At 60.2% G+C, this 18,729-nt stretch carries 15 protein-coding genes and 1 pseudogene; 8 read left to right on the forward strand and 8 right to left on the reverse strand.

What is annotated here, in order from left to right; genetic code table 11:
* Positions 1-58 precede the first annotated feature (58 nt).
* Entirely contained in the window at positions 59-850 is a 792-nt protein-coding gene (locus ACSKB8_RS17120) for a crotonase/enoyl-CoA hydratase family protein (RefSeq protein ID WP_438105374.1), read from the reverse strand.
* Positions 851-1,100: 250 nt separating this feature from the next.
* Between ACSKB8_RS17120 and ACSKB8_RS17125 the strand changes: the two genes are divergently transcribed.
* Positions 1,101-2,297, forward strand: coding sequence for an acetyl-CoA C-acyltransferase (locus ACSKB8_RS17125; RefSeq protein WP_438105375.1), 1,197 nt, complete (start codon positions 1,101-1,103; stop codon positions 2,295-2,297).
* Between the two features lie 130 nt (positions 2,298-2,427).
* Here the strand turns inward: ACSKB8_RS17125 and ACSKB8_RS17130 are convergent, their stop codons facing one another.
* The 4 genes from ACSKB8_RS17130 to ACSKB8_RS17145 all read right to left on the reverse strand — a co-directional run bounded on the left by ACSKB8_RS17130 (position 2,428) and on the right by ACSKB8_RS17145 (position 5,756).
* Entirely contained in the window at positions 2,428-2,661 is a 234-nt protein-coding gene (locus ACSKB8_RS17130) for a hypothetical protein (RefSeq protein ID WP_438105376.1), read from the reverse strand.
* An 8-nt stretch (positions 2,662-2,669) separates the two neighbouring features.
* Complete coding sequence (locus ACSKB8_RS17135; RefSeq protein ID WP_438105377.1) at positions 2,670-4,676, reverse strand: molybdopterin cofactor-binding domain-containing protein; 2,007 nt, start codon at positions 4,674-4,676, stop codon at positions 2,670-2,672.
* 1 nt (position 4,677) lies between these two features.
* The gene (locus ACSKB8_RS17140) at positions 4,678-5,136 is read right to left on the reverse strand and encodes a (2Fe-2S)-binding protein (RefSeq protein WP_438105378.1); all 459 of its coding nucleotides are present in this window, start codon (positions 5,134-5,136) and stop codon (positions 4,678-4,680) included.
* Positions 5,137-5,321: 185 nt separating this feature from the next.
* Positions 5,322-5,756: a MarR family winged helix-turn-helix transcriptional regulator gene (locus tag ACSKB8_RS17145; RefSeq protein ID WP_438105379.1), complete on the reverse strand. Its 435-nt coding sequence runs from the start codon at positions 5,754-5,756 to the stop codon at positions 5,322-5,324.
* Positions 5,757-6,028: 272 nt separating this feature from the next.
* On the opposite strand from ACSKB8_RS17145, the gene ACSKB8_RS17150 reads away from it, so the two are divergent.
* Positions 6,029-7,357, forward strand: a complete 1,329-nt coding sequence (locus tag ACSKB8_RS17150; RefSeq protein WP_438105380.1) for an SCP2 sterol-binding domain-containing protein — start codon at positions 6,029-6,031, stop codon at positions 7,355-7,357.
* A gap of 210 nt (positions 7,358-7,567) precedes the next feature.
* Here ACSKB8_RS17150 and ACSKB8_RS17155 read toward each other — a convergent pair whose 3' ends face one another.
* Positions 7,568-8,719, reverse strand: coding sequence for a hypothetical protein (locus ACSKB8_RS17155; RefSeq protein WP_438105381.1), 1,152 nt, complete (start codon positions 8,717-8,719; stop codon positions 7,568-7,570).
* Positions 8,720-9,109: 390 nt separating this feature from the next.
* Here ACSKB8_RS17155 and ACSKB8_RS17160 point away from each other — a divergent pair, with 390 nt between their 5' ends.
* Positions 9,110-11,179 (forward strand): 3-hydroxyacyl-CoA dehydrogenase NAD-binding domain-containing protein, encoded by a 2,070-nt coding sequence (locus ACSKB8_RS17160; RefSeq protein ID WP_438105382.1) that lies wholly within the window; start codon positions 9,110-9,112, stop codon positions 11,177-11,179.
* 423 nt (positions 11,180-11,602) lie between these two features.
* Positions 11,603-12,864 (forward strand): annotated as a pseudogene (gene fabF / locus ACSKB8_RS17165) (beta-ketoacyl-ACP synthase II).
* 51 nt (positions 12,865-12,915) lie between these two features.
* Here the strand turns inward: fabF and ACSKB8_RS17170 are convergent.
* Positions 12,916-14,091, reverse strand: coding sequence for a vWA domain-containing protein (locus ACSKB8_RS17170; RefSeq protein WP_438105383.1), 1,176 nt, complete (start codon positions 14,089-14,091; stop codon positions 12,916-12,918).
* Between the two features lie 344 nt (positions 14,092-14,435).
* On the opposite strand from ACSKB8_RS17170, the gene ACSKB8_RS17175 reads away from it, so the two are divergent.
* From ACSKB8_RS17175 to ACSKB8_RS17190, 4 genes are all read left to right on the forward strand, one after another.
* The gene (locus ACSKB8_RS17175; protein ID WP_438110565.1) at positions 14,436-15,278 is read left to right on the forward strand and encodes an AAA family ATPase; all 843 of its coding nucleotides are present in this window, start codon (positions 14,436-14,438) and stop codon (positions 15,276-15,278) included.
* 80 nt (positions 15,279-15,358) lie between these two features.
* Positions 15,359-15,946, forward strand: coding sequence for a TetR/AcrR family transcriptional regulator (locus ACSKB8_RS17180; protein ID WP_438105384.1), 588 nt, complete (start codon positions 15,359-15,361; stop codon positions 15,944-15,946).
* A 23-nt stretch (positions 15,947-15,969) separates the two neighbouring features.
* Positions 15,970-16,605 carry a glutathione S-transferase family protein gene (locus ACSKB8_RS17185; RefSeq protein WP_438105385.1) on the forward strand — a complete coding sequence of 212 codons (636 nt, stop codon included), beginning with the start codon at positions 15,970-15,972 and terminating at the stop codon, positions 16,603-16,605.
* Positions 16,535-17,326, forward strand: coding sequence for an SDR family NAD(P)-dependent oxidoreductase (locus tag ACSKB8_RS17190; protein WP_438105386.1), 792 nt, complete (start codon positions 16,535-16,537; stop codon positions 17,324-17,326). The genes ACSKB8_RS17185 and ACSKB8_RS17190 overlap by 71 nt, the downstream gene beginning before the upstream one ends.
* A gap of 99 nt (positions 17,327-17,425) precedes the next feature.
* Here the strand turns inward: ACSKB8_RS17190 and ACSKB8_RS17195 are convergent, their stop codons facing one another.
* A complete protein-coding gene (locus tag ACSKB8_RS17195) occupies positions 17,426-18,481 on the reverse strand; it encodes a LysR family transcriptional regulator (RefSeq protein ID WP_438105387.1) in 1,056 nt (351 codons plus the stop codon).
* Positions 18,482-18,729 lie beyond the last annotated feature (248 nt).

Below are 18,729 nucleotides of genomic sequence, written 5' to 3' on the forward strand. Positions count from 1 at the left end.
CGGTGCAACTTGTTCTGAACGGCAGGTTTCGATATTTTCAAGCGTTGTGCCGCTCGGCCTATTTCCCGCGGAAGACGGCCGAACGACGTTCGACGAAGGATTGAATGCCCTCCTTCATGTCTTCGCTGCCGAGAACGCGATCCTTGATCTTGGGGATGTAGTCGATCGCGTCTCGTTCGGCCGCTTCGATAAACTTCAGCGCAGCTTGCTTTGTGACCTGTATTCCGAGCGGTGCATTCTTGACGATTGTCTGCGCCAGCTCCATCGCCCGATCGATCTGGCTTCCGGGCTTCACCACTTCCTGCACGAGGCCGATCGCGTGAGCTCGTTCGGCATTGAACTCGTCGCAAAGGAAAAGGTGATACATCGCGTCACCCCACCCTGCGCGCGTCAGGAACCGGAAGTGAGCGCCGCCAAGGGGGGCGATTCCCCGCTTTGCCTCCATCTGGCAGAACCTGCTATCCGAAGCTGCGACAACGATATCTCCGGCAAGCATCATTTCGATTCCGATCGTATAAACGATGCCCTGCACTGCCGTCACGATCGGCTTGCGGCATCGTCCCTTGAGCGCAAATGCATCGATGTTGCTCGGAGACGTCTCGATCTTCTCGGCCTTCGGGCCGAAGAATTTGGGCATGTCGAGACCTGACGTGAAGTCCGCTCCTTCGGCGCAAAGAACGCCTGCCCAATAATCGTCGTTGCGGTCCAGCAGCGTCATGGCATTCGACATCTCCACCATCATGGCGGGTGTGAACGAGTTCTTCTTCGCTGGATTGTCGATGATGATCTTGAGGATACGGCCGTGAACTTCTGTGCGGATCCGGCCAGCCGGGGCCTTCTGATCGCTCATTTGCATCCTCCAGACGCGTCAAAGAACATCGCGTCGCCAAAGCTCACGTTCCTAGGGACGAGTTGACAATGAGCCTCGGAAGCCGGCTACAACAATTTTGTGCCGACCCTATTCAAAGGTGAATGCCACCGCCGAGGCGGGCGCCAGCAACACTGAGAAGCGTCGGGAGCGCCGAGGCACCTGCATTGCAATTTGATCGTTGCATCATATGATGACTGTCAGCCAACATTGAACAGCGAGGAGCCCCGTCATGGCCGAAGCCGCCGATCCCGTCGTCATCGTCTCCGCCGCCCGTACCCCGCTCGGCCGCTTCATGGGCGAATTGTCGCCGCTTGCCGCGCACAAGCTCGGCTCGCACGTGATCGGCGCGGCGCTGGAACGCGCAAAGCTCGCGCCCGAGAAGGTCGACGAGGTCTTCATGGGCTGCGTGCTGCCGGCCGGCCAGGGCCAGGCACCCGCGCGGCAGGCAGCACGTAGCGCCGGCCTGCCCGATGCAATCGGCGCCACCACGGTCAACAAGGTCTGCGGCTCCGGCATGAAGGCGACCATGCTGGCGCACGACATCATCCGCGCCGGCTCGGCCGACATCGTCGTCTCCGGCGGCATGGAGAGCATGAGCAACGCGCCCTATCTGCTTGCCAAGGCCCGCGGCGGCTATCGCGCCGGCCACGATCGCATCATCGACCACATGATGATGGACGGCCTCGAAGACGCCTACGAGACCGGCCGTTCGATGGGCGATTTCGGCGAGGCCACGGCCGAAGCGTACCAGTTCACCCGCAAGGATCAGGACGCCTACGCGATGGAGACGCTGAGCCGCGCGCGCAAAGCGGTCGAGGGCGGCGCGTTCAAGGCCGAGATCGCGCCGATCACGCTGACCGAGAAGGCGGGTCCCCGCATCATCGCCAATGACGAGCACCCGCTGAAGGTCGATCCCGCCAAGATTCCCGGATTGAAGCCGGCGTTCCGCGCCAACGGCACCATCACGCCCGCTGCCTCCTCCGCCAACGCCGATGGTGCCGCCGCGCTGGTGGTGACCAGGCGCTCGCTCGCCGATCGGAACGGTTTGCCAGTCCTCGCCGAGATCAAGGGCCACGCCACCCACAGTCAGGAGCCGCAATGGTTCACCACGGCGCCGATCCCGGCGATCCGCAAGCTGCTCGACAAGGTCGGCTGGGCTGCCTCCGACGTCGATCTGTTCGAGATCAATGAAGCCTTCGCTGTGGTGGCGATGGCGGCGCAGCACGATCTCGGCATTCCCCGCGAGAAGCTTAACATCAATGGCGGTGCCTGCGCGCTTGGCCACCCCATCGGCGCGACTGGCGCACGGTTGATCGTGACGCTGCTGCATGCACTCGAGGCCAACAATCTCAAGCGTGGGATTGCGTCGCTCTGCATCGGCGGCGGCGAAGCCACCGCCATTGCCGTCGAGCGCCGTAGCAATTGACGCCTATACGTCAGTAGCCTGCCGGGAGCGCACGGTATTGATCACGCAGCGGCACTCCCCGCAGCCAATTCATCGAAGCGACGGCCCGCCAAGTGGCCGTCGTGGACCGAGATTTCTGGCAATCACCTTATCAAGCGAAATTGACGCTCTTGTTGAAAGGCAATTCGCGTACCCGCTTTCCGGTGAGAGCAAAGATCGCATTGGCGAGAGCCGGCGCCGCCGGCGGGACCGGAGGTTCACCAATTCCCCGCACTTCGCCACCAAGCTCCAATCCCTTGACGATGATTTCGGGTGCCTGATGGAATCTCATGGCCTCGAACAGATGAAAATTGGTCTGGACCGGCGCAAAGTTTTCGTAGGTCACCTCGCAGTTCATGGCATGGCCCAATGCCCAGATGATGCCACCGCGCACCTGCGCTTCGAAGTTGACCGGGTCCAGAATGCGCCCACATCGCAAACGGCGTACACCTTGTCGATCTTGATGCCCTGAGGCGTGTAGCTCACCTCGACGACTTGAGCCATTGGCACGCCGAAGGACAAAGTCAGCGCCACGCCGCGGGCTCGGCGATCGTCGATGCGCGAGCCTTTCCAGGCGGAAATATCACGCAAAGTATGCAGCACCTTCTTGGAGGGCTCATGATTGCAGAGACGAATGAGCTCTGCCATCGGATCCGCGCCCGCGGCATGGATCAGTTCGTCCAGGAAGGAAGCATGGTGGAAGCCATTGGCGGACGCTCCAACCGATCGCCACGGGCTGACTGGCACCATTTCCTTCGCCTTATAACCCGTCACACGAAAGTTCGGTATTGCGAAAGGTTGGTCCCAAATACCGTTGACGCTTGAAACATCGGGGCCGGGAGGGACGGGCGCCTGCAACCGAGTGAACCAGGAGGCGCCCATCGATTGTCCGGCCACATCGATGCTCATGCTCTCGACCATGCCATCGCGAACGGTTCCCTTGGCGCGCGAGAGCTGAATTGGGCGCGGATAGTCGTGCCCCATGTTTTCTTCACGGCTCCAGGTCATCTTGACCGGAACGCCTTCCATGGCCATCGCGAGTTCGATCGCCTGCAACGCATAGGTGTCGTCGAGTCGTGCCCCGAAGCTGCCGCCCATTGGCTGAGCGTGCACGTAGATCTTCTCTTCCGGCAGTTTCGTCAGCTTTGCCGCATGCCCACGGAGGAAGACCGGGATCTGCGTTCCCGTCCAGATGTCGAGCCGTTCCTTCGTGTAGAGTACGACTGCATTCATGGGCTCAAGCGGCGCGTGGGCCAGATACGGGGTCCGATACTCCGCCTCGATCGGCTTGGACGAGCCGGCCAACGCCTTTTCGACGTCTCCGTCATTGCGAAGCCGGCTGTCCTGCTGGTCTTTGGAGAATGAACTCTCCAGCACCTTCCACATTCCGGCCGAGTCGGCCGGATAGGGAGGATCGTTCCATTCGATCTTGATGGCGGCTGCGGCCTGAAAGGCTCTCCAGGTGTTATCGGCGATCACGCCAACACCGTCCTTGATCGGGACGATCTTTTTGACGCCTCTCATCTTCTCCGCGTTGGAGGCATCGTATCGTTTGATCGTGCCTCCCATGCCGGGGTTGGCGCGGACGGTCGCGTACACGACCCGGTCCGGACGAATATCAATCCCGTATTGTTGCGTACCGGTAGACTTGGCGACGATATCGATCCGGCGCATCTTCTTGCCGATGTAGCGCCATTCCTGTTCCGGCCGGAGGCTGACATCGGTCACCGGCGCAAGCTGCGCTGCCTCAGCGGCCAGCTCCGCGTAGGTGACGGACTTGCCATCGGGCAAGATGACCTGACCGTCCTTCGTCTTTAATTGCGATCGAGACACCCCCGATCTTCTCGCCGCCGCCTCCTTCAAAGTCTCGCGCGCGACGGCCCCCGCCATGCGAAGCTTTTGATAGCCGTCGGGTACGGTGGAGGAGCCTCCCGTGATCTGCATGCCGAGAACGCGGCTCAATACCTCGCCACCTGCTCGCGCCCCTCGGGCCATAAGCCCCTCGTCGATCGTCGCGAAAGGCAGGCTGTCGTCCATCACCCGGCTGTTGAAGTAGGCCGTATCTGGTGGACCAGGATCGATGCGAACCTTGTGCGGATCCACGTCAAGCTCTTCCGCAATCAGATGTGCCTGGATGGAATACGCGCCTTGGCCCTTGTCGGCGCGCGGAGTGATGAGCGTAACGCCCTCGGCGTCGACGCGGACGTAAGGCGTGATCGCGGCTTCCCCCGCCTTGAGGTCCTTGAGCAGCGGATTGGGAGGATCCTGGCGCAATCGGTAATAGCCGAAGGCGACGCCGCCGGCGATCGCAGCGGAGCCGATTAGGAACGTGCGTCTTGCAATTGTCTTGAGCCGAGCCACGCTATTTCCCCTTCATCATCTGGGCTGCAGTTTTGACGGCGCTGTGGATGCGCGTGTAAGTCCCGCATCGACAGAGATTGCCGTCCATCGCCTCGGCGATTTCGGCGTCCGAGGGATCGGGCGTTTTAGATAGCAGGGCCGCTGCAGTCATCATTTGGCCGGACTGACAATAACCGCACTGCGCAACTTGGTGCTCGATCCAAGCCTGCTGAACGACGTGCAGATTCGCGGGAGTCCCCAGGCCCTCGATTGTCGTGATGCCGCCGCGGACCTCGCCAGCGTTGATCGAGCAGGAGCGAACCGCCGTACCGTCGATATGAACGGTGCATGCACCGCAAAGCCCAGCCCCGCAACCGTACTTCGGTCCCAAGATGCCAAGCTCGTCTCGAAGCACCCAAAGGAGCGGCATTTCCGGTTCGACATCCAGATCGTAGCGCTTACTGTTGACGGTCAACTGCATTGCGAATGCTCCTGTAGTTGCGAACAACGACACCTGCCCGCCTCTCTAAGCGCCGCGGCCAGCCGGATCTGATGTGCCGAGCCAGGCATGTATTCTTGACGATTAGGTCGGTACAGGGGCCTCGGCCAATTCAGAATCGAATAACTTTGGTTTACCGCTGAATTGCTGCGAAGCGCGCATCAGAGCTACCTGCGTTTCCGCCGCCCCGGTCGCCCGGAAGCAGTGGCACGGGTCTGCTCCGATCCAATTTCGGGCAGCGGCGCATCGATGACACGCGTCATGAGTTCGCGGAGATGGCCGGCCTCGCGCGCCCCGAACGCCGATTCGAATCCGGCTCTCGCCTTTTGCCAGGCCGGATGCGCGGCGAACAGCATCTCCTGTCCGCGATCAGTGATGGCGACCTCCCGCACCCGCCGATCCTCATCGCTCACCCTGATCTTAAGGAAGCCATCCCGCTCCAGCGGCCGGAGATTGTGGCCCACCGTCGCTCGATCCATCGTCATGATGTTCGCCAGGCTGGCCATCGTCATCGGACCTTCCGCGGCGAGGAAGCCCAGCAGGCTGTACTGGGTCGACTTGAGCCCGGTACCGGCAAGATAGAGATCGTAATAGCGAGACACGCGCCGCGCCGCCCGCCTGAGCTGGCTGCAAGTGCAGTTCTGAGGAAAATCACTCGTCGGAAACGAACGTCGTGCCAAGTTCAGGGTTTCCTTGCCGGTCTGGATCGGTGCTCCAGACCCTTAGCATCAAATCGCCGGACGAACCTCAATGAAATCGCAGTTTGCCGGCCTGCCTAACGGATGATAGTCTCATATGCCCGTAATTGTGTCCGGCGCACTGTGCGCGGGCGCACGCGGCCTTCAGATGCAGCCTTCAGATCAAGGAGACCAGCATGGCCGGACTTAAGGACCACCCGATCGCCGAACGCATACGGCTCAACCCTCCGGCGCCGCCTGCCTCCCTAAGCCTCGACGCTTTGAAGGCGTTGGTCATGGAATGCGGTGCAGATGATTGCGGTATCGTCAGCCTCGACGACCCTCTCGTCAAAGACGAGGCCGTTCACGCGCGACGGGCATTCCCGGGGGCGCGATTGGCGGTGAGCATCGTGAGCAGGATGAATCGCGCTCCGATCCGTTCACCCGCGCGTTCGGCGTCCAATAACGAGTTCCACAAGATTTCTCACGACGTCGACGACATCGCGCGCGAGCTGGTTCGGCGGCTGGAAGATATGGGAATATCGGCGATGAATCCTCCGATGGCATTCCCCATGGAGTTCGACAAGTACCCGGAACGGGGATGGGTCGTCTCGCATAAGCTCATTGCCGAAGCTGCCGGCGTTGGGAAGCGCGGTATCCATCGCAGCGTCATCCATCCCAAATTCGGCAGCTTTATCCTTCTGGGCACCGTGCTGGTCGATCTCGACATAGAGGCCACGTCGAAGCCACTCGACTACAATCCCTGCTTCGAGTGCAGGCTCTGCGTCGTCGCTTGTCCGGTCGGCGCGATCAAGCCGGATGGATATTTCGACTTTTCTTCCTGCCTCAACCACAACTACCAGCAGTTCATGGGCGGATTCGCACAATGGATCGAGGACATCGCAGACGCGAAGTCCGCCAAGGACTACCGTGAACGCCAACCGCTGGCAGAAACAGTCAAACGCTGGCAGAGCCTCTCGTACGGCCCCAACTACAATGCTGCCTATTGCGTCGCGGTTTGTCCTGCCGGCGAAGACATCATGGCCGGCTACTTGTCAGACCGCAAAGCGCACGTGGACAAGATCGTCAAACCGTTGCAGGACAAAGTCGAGCCGCTCTATGTCGTCCGGGATTCCGATGCAGCAAGTCACGCCGCGAAGATGTTTCCACACAAGACGCTTCGTTTCGTGCGCTCGAGTGCGCGGGCCTCGAGTATCGGCGCATTTCTCTTCGGAATGGGGCTTACCTTCCAGCGCAACAGGGCCAAAGGCCTGAATGCCACCTACCACTTCGTCTTCACGGGCCAAGAGCCGAAGGAGGCCACGGTGGTTATCAAAAATCAGAAGCTGGCCGTCACCGACGGCCTCATTGGTACCCCGGACTTGCGCATTCAGGCGGACTCAGCAGCTTGGCTGAAGACTTTGAACGGTCAGCTCTCGGTCGTCCTGGCGCTCGCGCAGAGAAAGATACGATTGAAGGGTCCTCTTAAACTCCTGAAGGCCTTCGGCGCCTGCTTCCCGAAATGACAAAACACCGCCGCAAGCCGAGTGCTAAATGTCCGCGTCGGGCTCGGCTGCCTATTAGTTGGAAGCGACAGACGTTCGTTCCGTTTTCGAATTGACTAACTTGTCGTCTCGATGTCTTATCCCCGCACCTCCCGGTCCGATCCAGGAGACGGAGACATCTGGGCTCGGACTACTCAACCGGCCGCGAGAGCGGCCGGTCTTTTCAGCGCGTTATTCGGTGGGATGAAGGAGCCAGGCTCGTCTCGCAATCTGGAGCATCTCCGTTTCACGGAGCTTAAGCCGGTAAAGTCTCGCTTTCGACCTTGGATAATGCTGCGCCGGCGAGGCTCTCAAAATCGCCGGAAGGGCGCTGAAGCCGAGCATCATGCCATTAGGTGCGATTTCGGTCGGATCGAGACGGAAGGCCGGGGGCGAAGCAAGGCCGTCTCCCTCGTGATCACGGCTCCAGCCAAGGCGATCAAGCGCCGCGGCAGGCGAGTGTTCGCCGGACCTCCATTTCAACATTTCGATCGCGGATCGAAAAGCACGCGTCACGCAATCGACGTCGTCGACAGATCGGTCGCCGACCATCTGCGCGTGATGCATAACAGCCTGCAATACCTCTTCACGCGCGTGATCATGGCTGAGCGCGATAGCAGCCAAGCCAAAGAGGGCATCAAAAATCTGGAACGCGTGGCGCGCGGTGGCCAGCACCTGTAGATAACATTCGAAGACAGTCGGTCCGAACGCGGCCGCCGACTTCGCTCCTGCCGCCGCCAGCCATACCGTACGCGCTCTCGTGAACGCCAAGCTAGGCGTCCACCCGTTTAATGTCGATGATCTGGCCGCGTCGATCAGGGAATGTTCAGGAGCGTCGCTGCTCATCAGGGCGAAATGAGCCATGATGTGCGTCATTGCGCAGTAATTGCATTCATCAGCACGGAACGTGGTATTGGCTTCAGCCCTCACCCGCTCACGCAAGTCCTCCAGGGCGGCCAGATGACGAGTTGCCAGGGCATATGCGAGCCCTTCGATGAGAGGCGCCCACCTGAATACGGACTGGAACTCTGTTCTGGACGGAAAGCGGCCAGAAACCGTCATTGGGGCGAGCAAATCGAGAGCGACATCTCTGCTTCTCGCTCTCAGAGCATGCATCCGGCTCCCTGCGGATGTCACCAGCTCGTTGATCTCTTCACCCACCGGGACGCCGTGCTGACGAAACGGACGCAACCTCCCGGATGGGTCAATCTCAATCCCGGCAGGGACGTTCGGTATCTTCAGGACCACCGGCTGCGCAGACTCACCGGACGTCCGGATGCTTTGCCATGTTGTTGGCTCCATCTCTATGGCGAGGCCGATCGCTAATGTATCGGCCAGTCTCATCAGGTCGTTGGATCCATATGCAGCGACGATCGGACCGAAGTTATGAGACTTCTCGCTGGCCTCCTGGCTCTCTCGCTCCGGAGGCAAAGGTCGCTGCTCCAACTTCCACCTCTTTGGCTTTTCCTGGAAGCGTGAAGCCGATCGTCGCGCATGACGAACCGAGCGATTTCCCAGGATGAACTAGGCTGGGAAAGTAGGAGTGTTTCCTGCAACCCGGTCGAGCCGCGTATTTCGAGCACCTCCTAATCAGAAATGAATAAGCGGTCATTCACGACGTACAGTCGATTCTCCCTACGAACTGCCCCGCTCGCCGAAGTGCACTTGCATCACTCAATAAGTTCTTTTATGGAACTTGCGGAAAAGCTTCCGAAGAGAGCTGTGGAGAGATCGATGAGCACAGTCGTCAGCCTGAAATCGCACGACGCCGTAGGCATCGTCACCATCGATAGTCCTCCGGTCAATGCGCTCAGCGCAGCCGTACGCGGGGGCATCCTGGCGTGCGTCCAGCAAGCCATTGCCGACCCTTCCATTCAGGCCATCGTGTTGACCTGCGCAGGACGGACCTTCATTGCCGGAGCCGACATCACGGAGTTTGGCAAGCCTCCGAAGAAGCCGGCCCTCGATGAGGTCCTGACCGCGATTGAGAGCAGCCCGAAGCCCGTCATTGCGGCCATCCACGGGACCGCTCTTGGTGGGGGGCTCGAGGTCGCCCTGGCGTGTCATTTCCGGGTGGCGGATAAGAGCTCGAAGCTCGGCCTGCCCGAGGTCAAGCTCGGTCTGTTACCAGGCGCCGGCGGCACCCAGCGCCTTCCCCGCGCAGTGGGTCCGGAACTTGCCGCTAGAATGATCATCGGCGGCGACCCAATCGGCGCCAACGAAGCGCTTCAGAACGGATTGATCGAGGAGGTGGTCGAGGAAGCATCATCCGGCGGCGAAGCCTTCGCTCGAAAACTTCTTGCTGAAAGGCGTCCGCTTCGCAGGTTGCGCGACGATGACACCAAGCTCGCCGCGGCTCGATCGGACCGCTCGATCTTCACCGGTGCTGTGGCAGCGATGACGAAGAAAGTCAGGGGGTTGGAGGCGCCGTTCGTTGCGGCCGACGCAATCGGCCACGCGCTCGATCTCCCCTTTGATCAGGGACTGAAGAAAGAACGAGAGTTGTTCCTCCGGCTGATGAGCAGCGATCAATCGAAGGCTCTACGATACGCGTTCTTCGCCGAGCGAGAGGCAGCGAAGATCGCGGGTGTGGCGGCTGGGACCAAGCCCCGTCCGGTCGAACATGTCGCCATCATCGGCGCCGGCACCATGGGAGGCGGCATCGCGATGTCATTCGCGAACGCAGGCATTCCTGTCACTTTGGTGGAGATCGGCAAGGATCAGCTCGATCGCGGATTGGGTGTCATCCGCAAAAACTATGAAGCCACCGCAGCGCGAGGCGGCATTCCGGCCGATGCGCCTGCCAAACGCATGGCACTCATCAGCGGAGCCATCGGCCTCGAAAACGTCGGGCAAGCCGACCTCATCGTCGAGGCTGTATTCGAAACCATGGCGATCAAGAAGCAGGTTTTCGGGCAGCTCGACAAAATCGCGAAATCTGGCGCTATCCTGGCGACCAATACCTCCTTCCTGGACATCAATGAGATCGCCGAGGAAACCAAGCGTCCCCAGGATGTGGTCGGCATGCACTTCTTCAGCCCGGCCAATGTGATGAAGCTGTGTGAAATCGTCCGCACCAAGAGCACCGCACCCGACACACTGCTAACCGCAGCGTCACTGGCGCGGAAGATCGCAAAAGTGCCGGTGATCGTCGGCGTCTGCGACGGCTTCGTCGGCAACCGCATGCTCATGGCCCGGCAACGTCAGGCCAGTCAGCTGCTTTTCGACGGCGCACTTCCCCAGCAGGTTGATGCCGCCCTGACCAGATTTGGCATGCCGATGGGCCCGTTCGCGATGGGCGACCTGGCCGGGTTGGATATCGGCTGGCGGTCGCGACAGGATCGTGGCATCAAATCGGAGATCGAGGACGCCTTATGTGAGGCAGGCCGCTTCGGACAAAAGACCGGGAAGGGCTTCTTCCGCTACGAAAGCGGCTCGCGCGCTCCCCTTCCAGATCCGGAAGTCGAAACACTGATCGATCAGACGTTGAAGCGCCTCGGGCGCAAGCGGCGCACGATCACCGACGAGGAAATCCTGGAGCGGACCACATATGCGATGATCAACGAGGGAGCTCGGATCCTTGAAGAAGGCATTGCGGCTCGAGCAAGTGACATCGACGTGGTGTGGCTTTATGGGTACGGATGGCCTGTCTATCGTGGAGGCCCCATGTATTACGCCGATCATCTCGGGCTGAAAACAATCGCTGACAAGCTGTCGGACTATGCGAAGGAAGCAAGCGATCCGTCGCTCGAGCCTGCACCGTTGCTGAAGAAGTTGGCCGATCAGAACGCGAAATTCACCTGACCTGTCTGCCCCTGGAGTGAACCAAACCTGCTCGCCGAGTGGCCAACCTGCCCGTCGGCGAGTGGGCTCCCCGAACCGGCGAGGAGGGCCCTTGCCGAGGAGCGGCGCAGACCGACAGCTTGCAGCTTTGGAGATCTGAAGGACACTGGCGAAAGCTCTCCGCGAGAAGCTTCCTTTCCCGACCAAGAAATGAGTTGGCGCCAACATATTCCTCAATAGTTACTTGATATTTCGTAGCTGCTCTGGCAATTTGCGACGACGTAGCTATTTGCAGGGTAGAGCACGGCTCCCTATCACGGGCGAAGCCGTCCCCTCATCGCTGGAGAAGAAGTTCAGGAGCAACCGATACTGCTGACGCATGATCGGGATTGTCTCCCTAGCTCTGGCAATAGACCATCGTATCTCCAAGAAACTGGTCCTTACATGCGCCGAATAGTAGTCACAGGAATGGGGCTGGTCTCTCCGCTCGGCTCAGGCACGGAGGTGGCGTGGTCCCGGCTGCTTGCCGGCAAGTCCGGGCTGACCATGCTGCCTGAGTGGGCTTCCTCGCTGCCAGGGAGAGTTGCCGGGCTCGTGCCGGCTAAAGCCGATGACGCCGACGGTGCTTTCGATCCAGATCTGACCATCCCGCCCAAAGAACAGCGGAAAATGGATCGGTTCATACAGTTCGCGTTGGTGGCAGCTGCGGAGGCAGTCAAGCAGGCTGGTTCGGACCCCTACCGACGAACGCTCCCAGGAGCGGACAGCGACGATCATCGCTTCTGGAATCGGCGGATTTCCGGCCATCGTCGAAGCGGTACGGACGACCGACCAACGTGGCGTCCGCCGCCTGTCACCCTTTACCGTGCCGTCCTTCCTGGCAAATCTCGCCGCCGGACACGTTTCGATACAGTACGGCTTCAAAGGGCCGATCGGCGCTCCCGTCACGGCGTGCGCCGCCAGCGTACAGGCAATCGGCGATGCGGCTCGATTGATCCGCGCGGGTGAGGCCGACGTGGCGGTCTGCGGAGGTGCCGAAGCTTGCATCGACTTGGTCAGTCTTGGTGGGTTCGCTGCGGCTCGCGCAATCTCCACGCACTTCAACGACAGGCCCTCGCAGGCATCTCGCCCATTCGATCGGGACCGCGATGGATTTGTCATGGGCGAAGGCGCCGGAATTCTGGTGATCGAAGAGCTCGAGCACGCTCGCGCGCGCGGGGCCCTGCCGATCGCCGAACTCGTCGGCTATGGAACTTCCGCTGACGCGTATCATATCACGTCAGGCCCTGAAGATGGCTCAGGCGCACGGCGAGCCATGGAATTGGCCTTGCGGCAGGCTAACCTCGATCCGCGCAACGTACAGCATCTCAATGCGCACTCTACCTCGACGCCGGTCGGCGACAATTCCGAAGCTCGCCGCCATCAAATCCGTTTTCGGAACCCACGGCGGCATAGCCGTAAGCGCGACAAAGTCGGCGACCGGTCATTTGCTGGGCGCTGCAGGGGGCGCCGAAGCCATCTTCGCGATTCTCGCCGTCCGAGACCAGGTAGCCCCTCCCACTCTCAATCTGGAAAATCCCGACGAGGCAGCGGAAGGCGTGGATCTCGTTGGACCAAAGGCCCGGAATATGGCGATGGACCACGTGATCTCGAATGGCTTTGGGTTTGGCGGCGTGAACGCCAGCGTCATCTTCAAGCGCTGGTAGGGTGACGTGCGCGTACTTCTCTTTGCTTGGCTCTAGCCGGCCAGCTCCGCTCTAATGCGCCAATTCCCTCATCGCCCCTTCTAGGCCGTCGATGGTGATCGGGAACATGCGGCCCGCGAAAATGCGTTTGATGATGGTGGTGGATTCCGAATAATCCCAATGCTTCTGCGCGACCGGATTGAGCCACACCGTATGCGGATAGGTGCGGATGATGCGATCGAGCCAGACCGAGCCGGGCTCCTCGTTGACATGCTCGACCGAGCCGCCCGGCACCATGATCTCGTAAGGCGACATCGAGGCATCGCCGACGAACACGACCTTGTAGTCGTGCGGGTATTTGTGCAGCACGTCCCAGGTCGGCGTGCGATCGGTGAAGCGGCGCTTGTTCTGCTTCCACACGCCTTCATAGAGGCAATTGTGGAAGTAGAAATACTCCATGTGCTTGAACTCGCTTTTCGCCGCCGAGAACAGCTCCTCGACCTGCTCGATATGCGAGTTCATGGAGCCGCCGATGTCGAAGAACACCAGCAGCTTCACCGCATTGCGCCGCTCGGGGCGCATGTGAACGTCGAGATAGCCGTGATTGGCCGTCTCGCGGATGGTGGTGTCGAGATCGAGCTCGTCGGGCGCGCCGGTGCGCGCGAACTTGCGCAGGCGGCGCAGCGCCACCTTGATGTTGCGGATGCCGAGCTCGACATTGCCGTCCAGGTCCTTGAACTCGCGCTTGTCCCACACCTTCACGGCGCGGTTGTTGCGGTTCTTCTCCTGGCCGATGCGGACGCCTTCGGGGTTGTAGCCGTGCGCGCCGAACGGCGAGGTGCCCGCGGTGCCGATCCATTTCGAGCCGCCCTGATGACGGCCTTTTTGCTCCTCGAGGCGCTTCTTCAAGGTCTCCATGAGCTTGTCCCAGCCCATAGCCTCGATCTGCTTCTTCTCTTCCTCGCTGAGGTATTTTTCGGCGAGCTTCTTCAGCCATTCCTCTGGGATCTCGGCCTTCTCCATGGCGTCGAGCAGGCTTTCCAGCCCCTTGAACACCGTGCCGAAGGCGCGGTCGAACTTGTCGAGATTGCGCTCGTCCTTCACCAGCGAGGTGCGCGACAGATAGTAGAAATTCTCGACCGAGTAATCCGACAGATCAGCGTCGAGCGCCTCCATCAGCGTGAGGTATTCGCGCAGCGTGACGGGGACCTGCGCATCGCGCAGAGAGGTGAAGAATTGCAGGAACATGACAGATGGACCATCCGAGCATCCAGAGCAGGCTATCCCGGATCTTGGCGCGCCCGATCGACAAATGAGAATAAGCACGCCTCATCAATGAATAGCCTCGCGCATTGATTCTTGCTCTGCCGATGGTTGATCAATCGCTCTGAACGTTAGGCACAAAGCACTTGAATCATGCGACTTTGCGCTCGGGGACGATAGCCGCAACTGCTCGACACTGCATGCGATTCACTCCAGCCACACGCGCGGCTGTTGGAAGCGCCGGAGTAGCCGCGGGCTTGATCCGCTTGCAAAACTGTCGCTATTCGGATCATACCTTGCATAACATCCACTCGAACACTCTGATGGCCATGAAATTCACTGGGACAAAAAATTACGTCGCGACCGACGATCTCAAAATGGCCGTCAATGCTTCGATCGTGCTGGAGCGCCCGCTCCTCATCAAGGGCGAGCCCGGCACCGGCAAGACTGTGCTGGCGGAAGAAGTGGCGAAGGCGCTGAACGCGCCGCTTTTGACCTGGCACATCAAGTCCACCACCAAGGCGCAGCAGGGCCTCTACGAATACGATGCGGTGTCGCGCCTGCGCGACAGCCAACTCGGCGATGCGCGCGTGTCCGAGATCAAGAACTACATCAAGCGCGGCAAGCTGTGGGAGGCCTTCACCGCCGAACAGCGCCCGGTGCTCCTGATCGACGAGATCGACAAGGCCGACATCGAGTTTCCGAACGATCTGCTGCTCGAGCTCGACCGCATGGAATTCCATGTTTACGAGACCGGCGAGACCATCAAGGCCAAGCAGCGCCCGATCATGATGATAACCTCCAACAACGAGAAGGAGCTGCCGGACGCGTTCCTGCGCCGCTGCTTCTTCCACTACATCAAGTTCCCTGATGCCGACACGATGGGCCGCATCGTCGACGTCCATTTCCCCGGTATCAAGAAGCGCCTGGTCGAGGAAGCACTGCGCACCTTCTTCGAGGTGCGCGAGGTGCCCGGCCTGAAGAAGAAGCCGTCGACCTCGGAGCTGCTCGACTGGCTCAAGCTGCTGCTCAACGAGGACATGAGCGTTGAGCAACTGCGCGAGCGCGATCCGCGCAAACTGATCCCGCCGCTGCACGGCGCGCTGCTGAAGAACGAGCAGGACGTGCATCTGTTCGAGCGGCTGGCGTTCCTCGGCCGGCGAGAGGTCTAGCCGTTCAAGAATTCGATATTAGCCGTCAGCCGGAGTTCTTGATATTCAGGCCTCCGATTGTTCTGACCGGAGACGATGAGATGGGCCACTCCCAAGCGGACAAAGCGAAAAGTCGCGAGCGTATTCTGGATGCCGCCGCGATCCAGATCCGGGAGCTGGGATTGGACGGCCTCGGCATTGCCGAACTCATGAAATCGGCAAAGCTGACGCACGGCGGATTCTACGGGCATTTTGACTCGCGCGATGAGCTGATCTCCGATGCGCTGGCAAAAGCCCTCTCGAAAGGCGGTCCAGAATCGGCACGCCTGGGAGGCAAGAACGGACCGCGTTCTCTCAAAGCGCTGCTAAACACTTATCTCAGTAAGGCTCATCGAGACGATCGGAGTGCGGGATGTGCGGTGGCGGCGCTGGCCGGAGAGGTTGCGCGAAGCGATCGAAGAACGCGCGACGTCATGACGAGCTATCTCTCCCAGTACTTCGACAAGGTGGCTAACCTGGTGGAAGGCAATCAGCCCGACGAATCGGCCATTGCCATCGTCTGCACGATGGTTGGAGCGGTCGCCCTTTCGCGTGTCGCGAGAGATCGCCCGATGTCTGACAAGATATTGCGCGCGGCCCAACGGAGCATTCTCGATCTTGTAAAATGCCGCGAGGCAGCTGAAGAATAGCGGCCCGAAGGCAAGAAAGGACGATGATGAAGCTCTACGATTTCGGACCTGCGGCGAGCTCTCAACGCGTTCGTGTCTTCTTGGCTGAGAAAGGCCTCGAGCTGCCAACCGAGCAACTGAACGTCCGGGAGGGGGCGCAGTTCACCCCCGCCCTCACCGAGATGAATCCGTTTCACTGCGTCCCCTTCCTGGAATTGGAGGACGGCACGGTCATCGCGGAGTCCCTGTCGATTTGCCGCTACCTCGAAGAAATGTACCCGCAACCAGCTCTTTTTGGGCGCACAAGCACCGAGCGCGCCGTGGTCGACATGTGGTCGCGGCGGTTCGAACTGGATGGTCTTATTCCAATGCTGCACGCCGCGCGCAATTCTCTGCCTGTGTTCGCCAATAGAGTTGTGCCGGGCACGCGGAATGATCTGCCGCAATTGCCGGCACTGGTCGCTCGTGGACGCGAGATGATGGAAATCTTCCTCGGTCGCGTGGAGCCGTACTTGGCGAAGAACGCCTTCGTCGCCGGCCCCCAATTCAGCGTCGCAGATATCACCGGCTTCTTCGCCATACGCTCGGCCAACGCGCTGAACATGGATATTGGCGCGCGCTATCCTGCCGTCGCGGCCTGGTTTGCCAAAGTTTCGGCACGCCCGGCCTTTCAGCTCTGAGGAGGCCCATATGAAGGATCCAGTTTGCATCGTCACCGGAGTCGGTCCTGAGCACGGCACGGGCGCAGAGATCGCCAGGCGCTTCGGCGAGGGCGGCTATCGGGTCGCGATGATAGCCCGCAACGCGGAGAACCTCCACAACCTGGCATCGAAGTACGAGGGCGCGCGCGCTTATCCTTGCGATGTCGGTGATCTCCAGGACTTGGTCCGGACGCTCGCCCTCATCAGGACCGAGATGGGCGCTCCCCAGATCGTCATTCACAATGCACTACGTGCCACGCGGGGAAGCATCCTTGCCATGGACCCCGACGATTTGGAGAAGAACTTCCGGGTCAATACCACCGCGCTGCTCCATCTCTCCCGCGAGACCATTCCGCAGATGCTGGAGGCCGGGAAAGGTGCGATCCTGGTCACTGGCAACACGTCCGCCTTTCGCGGAAAGGCCAACTGGGGCTTCTTCGCGTCAACCAAAGCGGCCCAGCGCATTTTGGCCGAATCGATGGCCCGAGAGTTCGGGCCGAAGGGAATTCATGTCGCCTACTTCATGATCGACGCAGCGATCGACACGCCCCGCACCCGCCCGATCTTGGCGGCAGACAAGCCCGACGATTTCTTCGCAAAGCCTGCCGCCATAGCGGAGGAGATGTTTCGGGTCGCCCACCAGGACCGGTCGACATGGTCATTCCTTGTCGAACTACGCCCGTTCGGCGAGATCTGGTAAGGGGCAATCGAACTGCCGAGCGTGGCATATCAGACGGTCGAGCTTGCTCCGGCGTCCTTCCGCGCAGACGGCTGAGGTGCTGGGGCATTTTGAACAGGATCACGCAACCTGCTGCAGTCGCTTCTGAGCCGACCTCTGACCGACAAACCAGGACTTGGTGTTGGTCAGTTCCGCTTCCAGAAAGCGCCAGACCTGCTTGGTCATCTTCCTGAGATCACTTTCGCGGCGGCGTAGCAGCCATAAGTCCAGAATGGCCGTGTCGTCCGGAAGCACACGCACCAAGCCTTCGGCCAAGGCAAATGGCACCGGCAGAAACGCCAGGCCAAGTCCTTCCGCCGTCGCAGCGAAATGATTGACGACCGGCGTAAGCGATAGGGTACTGCGGGAGTTCGCAGCCGAATTGAAGGCCGTCAACAACGTGATGTGACTGGTGCGTTCGTTGTGGAGCCTGCCGTACTCGGCCATGCTTCCGATCAGTTCATGGTCGACCAGCTCGTTCAGAGAACTCGGCGCGCCACGCTCCGCCAAATAGCTGTCGGATGCAAACAGACCAAAGGCGATGGTTCCGACGCGGCGACCGACGAGCTCGCTGTCACCCGGATGTCCTATCCGAATGACCAGATCAAGATCACTGGTGGCAAGGTTCTGCTGCTCGACAGTGGAATTGATCTCAAGCCGGATCTGGGGATTCAGAGCGCGCAATTTTTTGACGCGAGGTAGCAGCCAATGCTTGGTCAAGCCTTCTGTGGCGGAGATCTTGACGGCGGTCGAACGATGGCCGACCCGCAAGGAGAGATCCCGGTGAAATTCTTCGAAAGATCGAACCATCTCTTCCGCCGATCGGAGAAGGTCCTGTCCCTCCTGGGTCAATTTCACTCCCGACGAGACGCGAAAGAACAGCGGCGCGCCGATATTCCGCTCCAGCTCCTTCAAGCGCCTGCTGAGAGTCGGCTGGCTCATGCCCAAATCCCGCGCGGCCCTGTTGACGCTTCCGGTTCGTGCCACCGAAAAGAAAAGCCTGAACAGATCCCAGTTGGTTTCAGTCAAGCGAGGTTTGTGCTGGGTAGTACCAGTCGCCACCATCCCCGTGTTGCCGGGCTCCGCTCCGGAGAAAGGTCCGCCGCGCGCAGCTTCGCCACCCACCACGTTGTCCATTTCCACCCCTTCGATACATGTCCGAGCGGATATAAAATGATGCTCGTCATCTTTATCTCAGGATGATGCTTGTCATGCAGAACGTCAAGCGGGGGATTGAACACAAGTCGGTGGGAAGCAACAACTGAACAAATGTTCACTGCATGTTTTCAGGGCTGTTAAGACTGCTAGTAGAGCACACCGGCTGGTTAGCTTGAGCTTCCTTTGCGCACGAGAGCCGAATTCGCCTCTCCTCAGTGAGTTGTTCT

It is taken from the genome of Bradyrhizobium sp. BR 1432, assembly GCF_051547705.1.
In the GTDB taxonomy this organism is placed as follows: domain Bacteria; phylum Pseudomonadota; class Alphaproteobacteria; order Rhizobiales; family Xanthobacteraceae; genus Bradyrhizobium; species Bradyrhizobium zhanjiangense.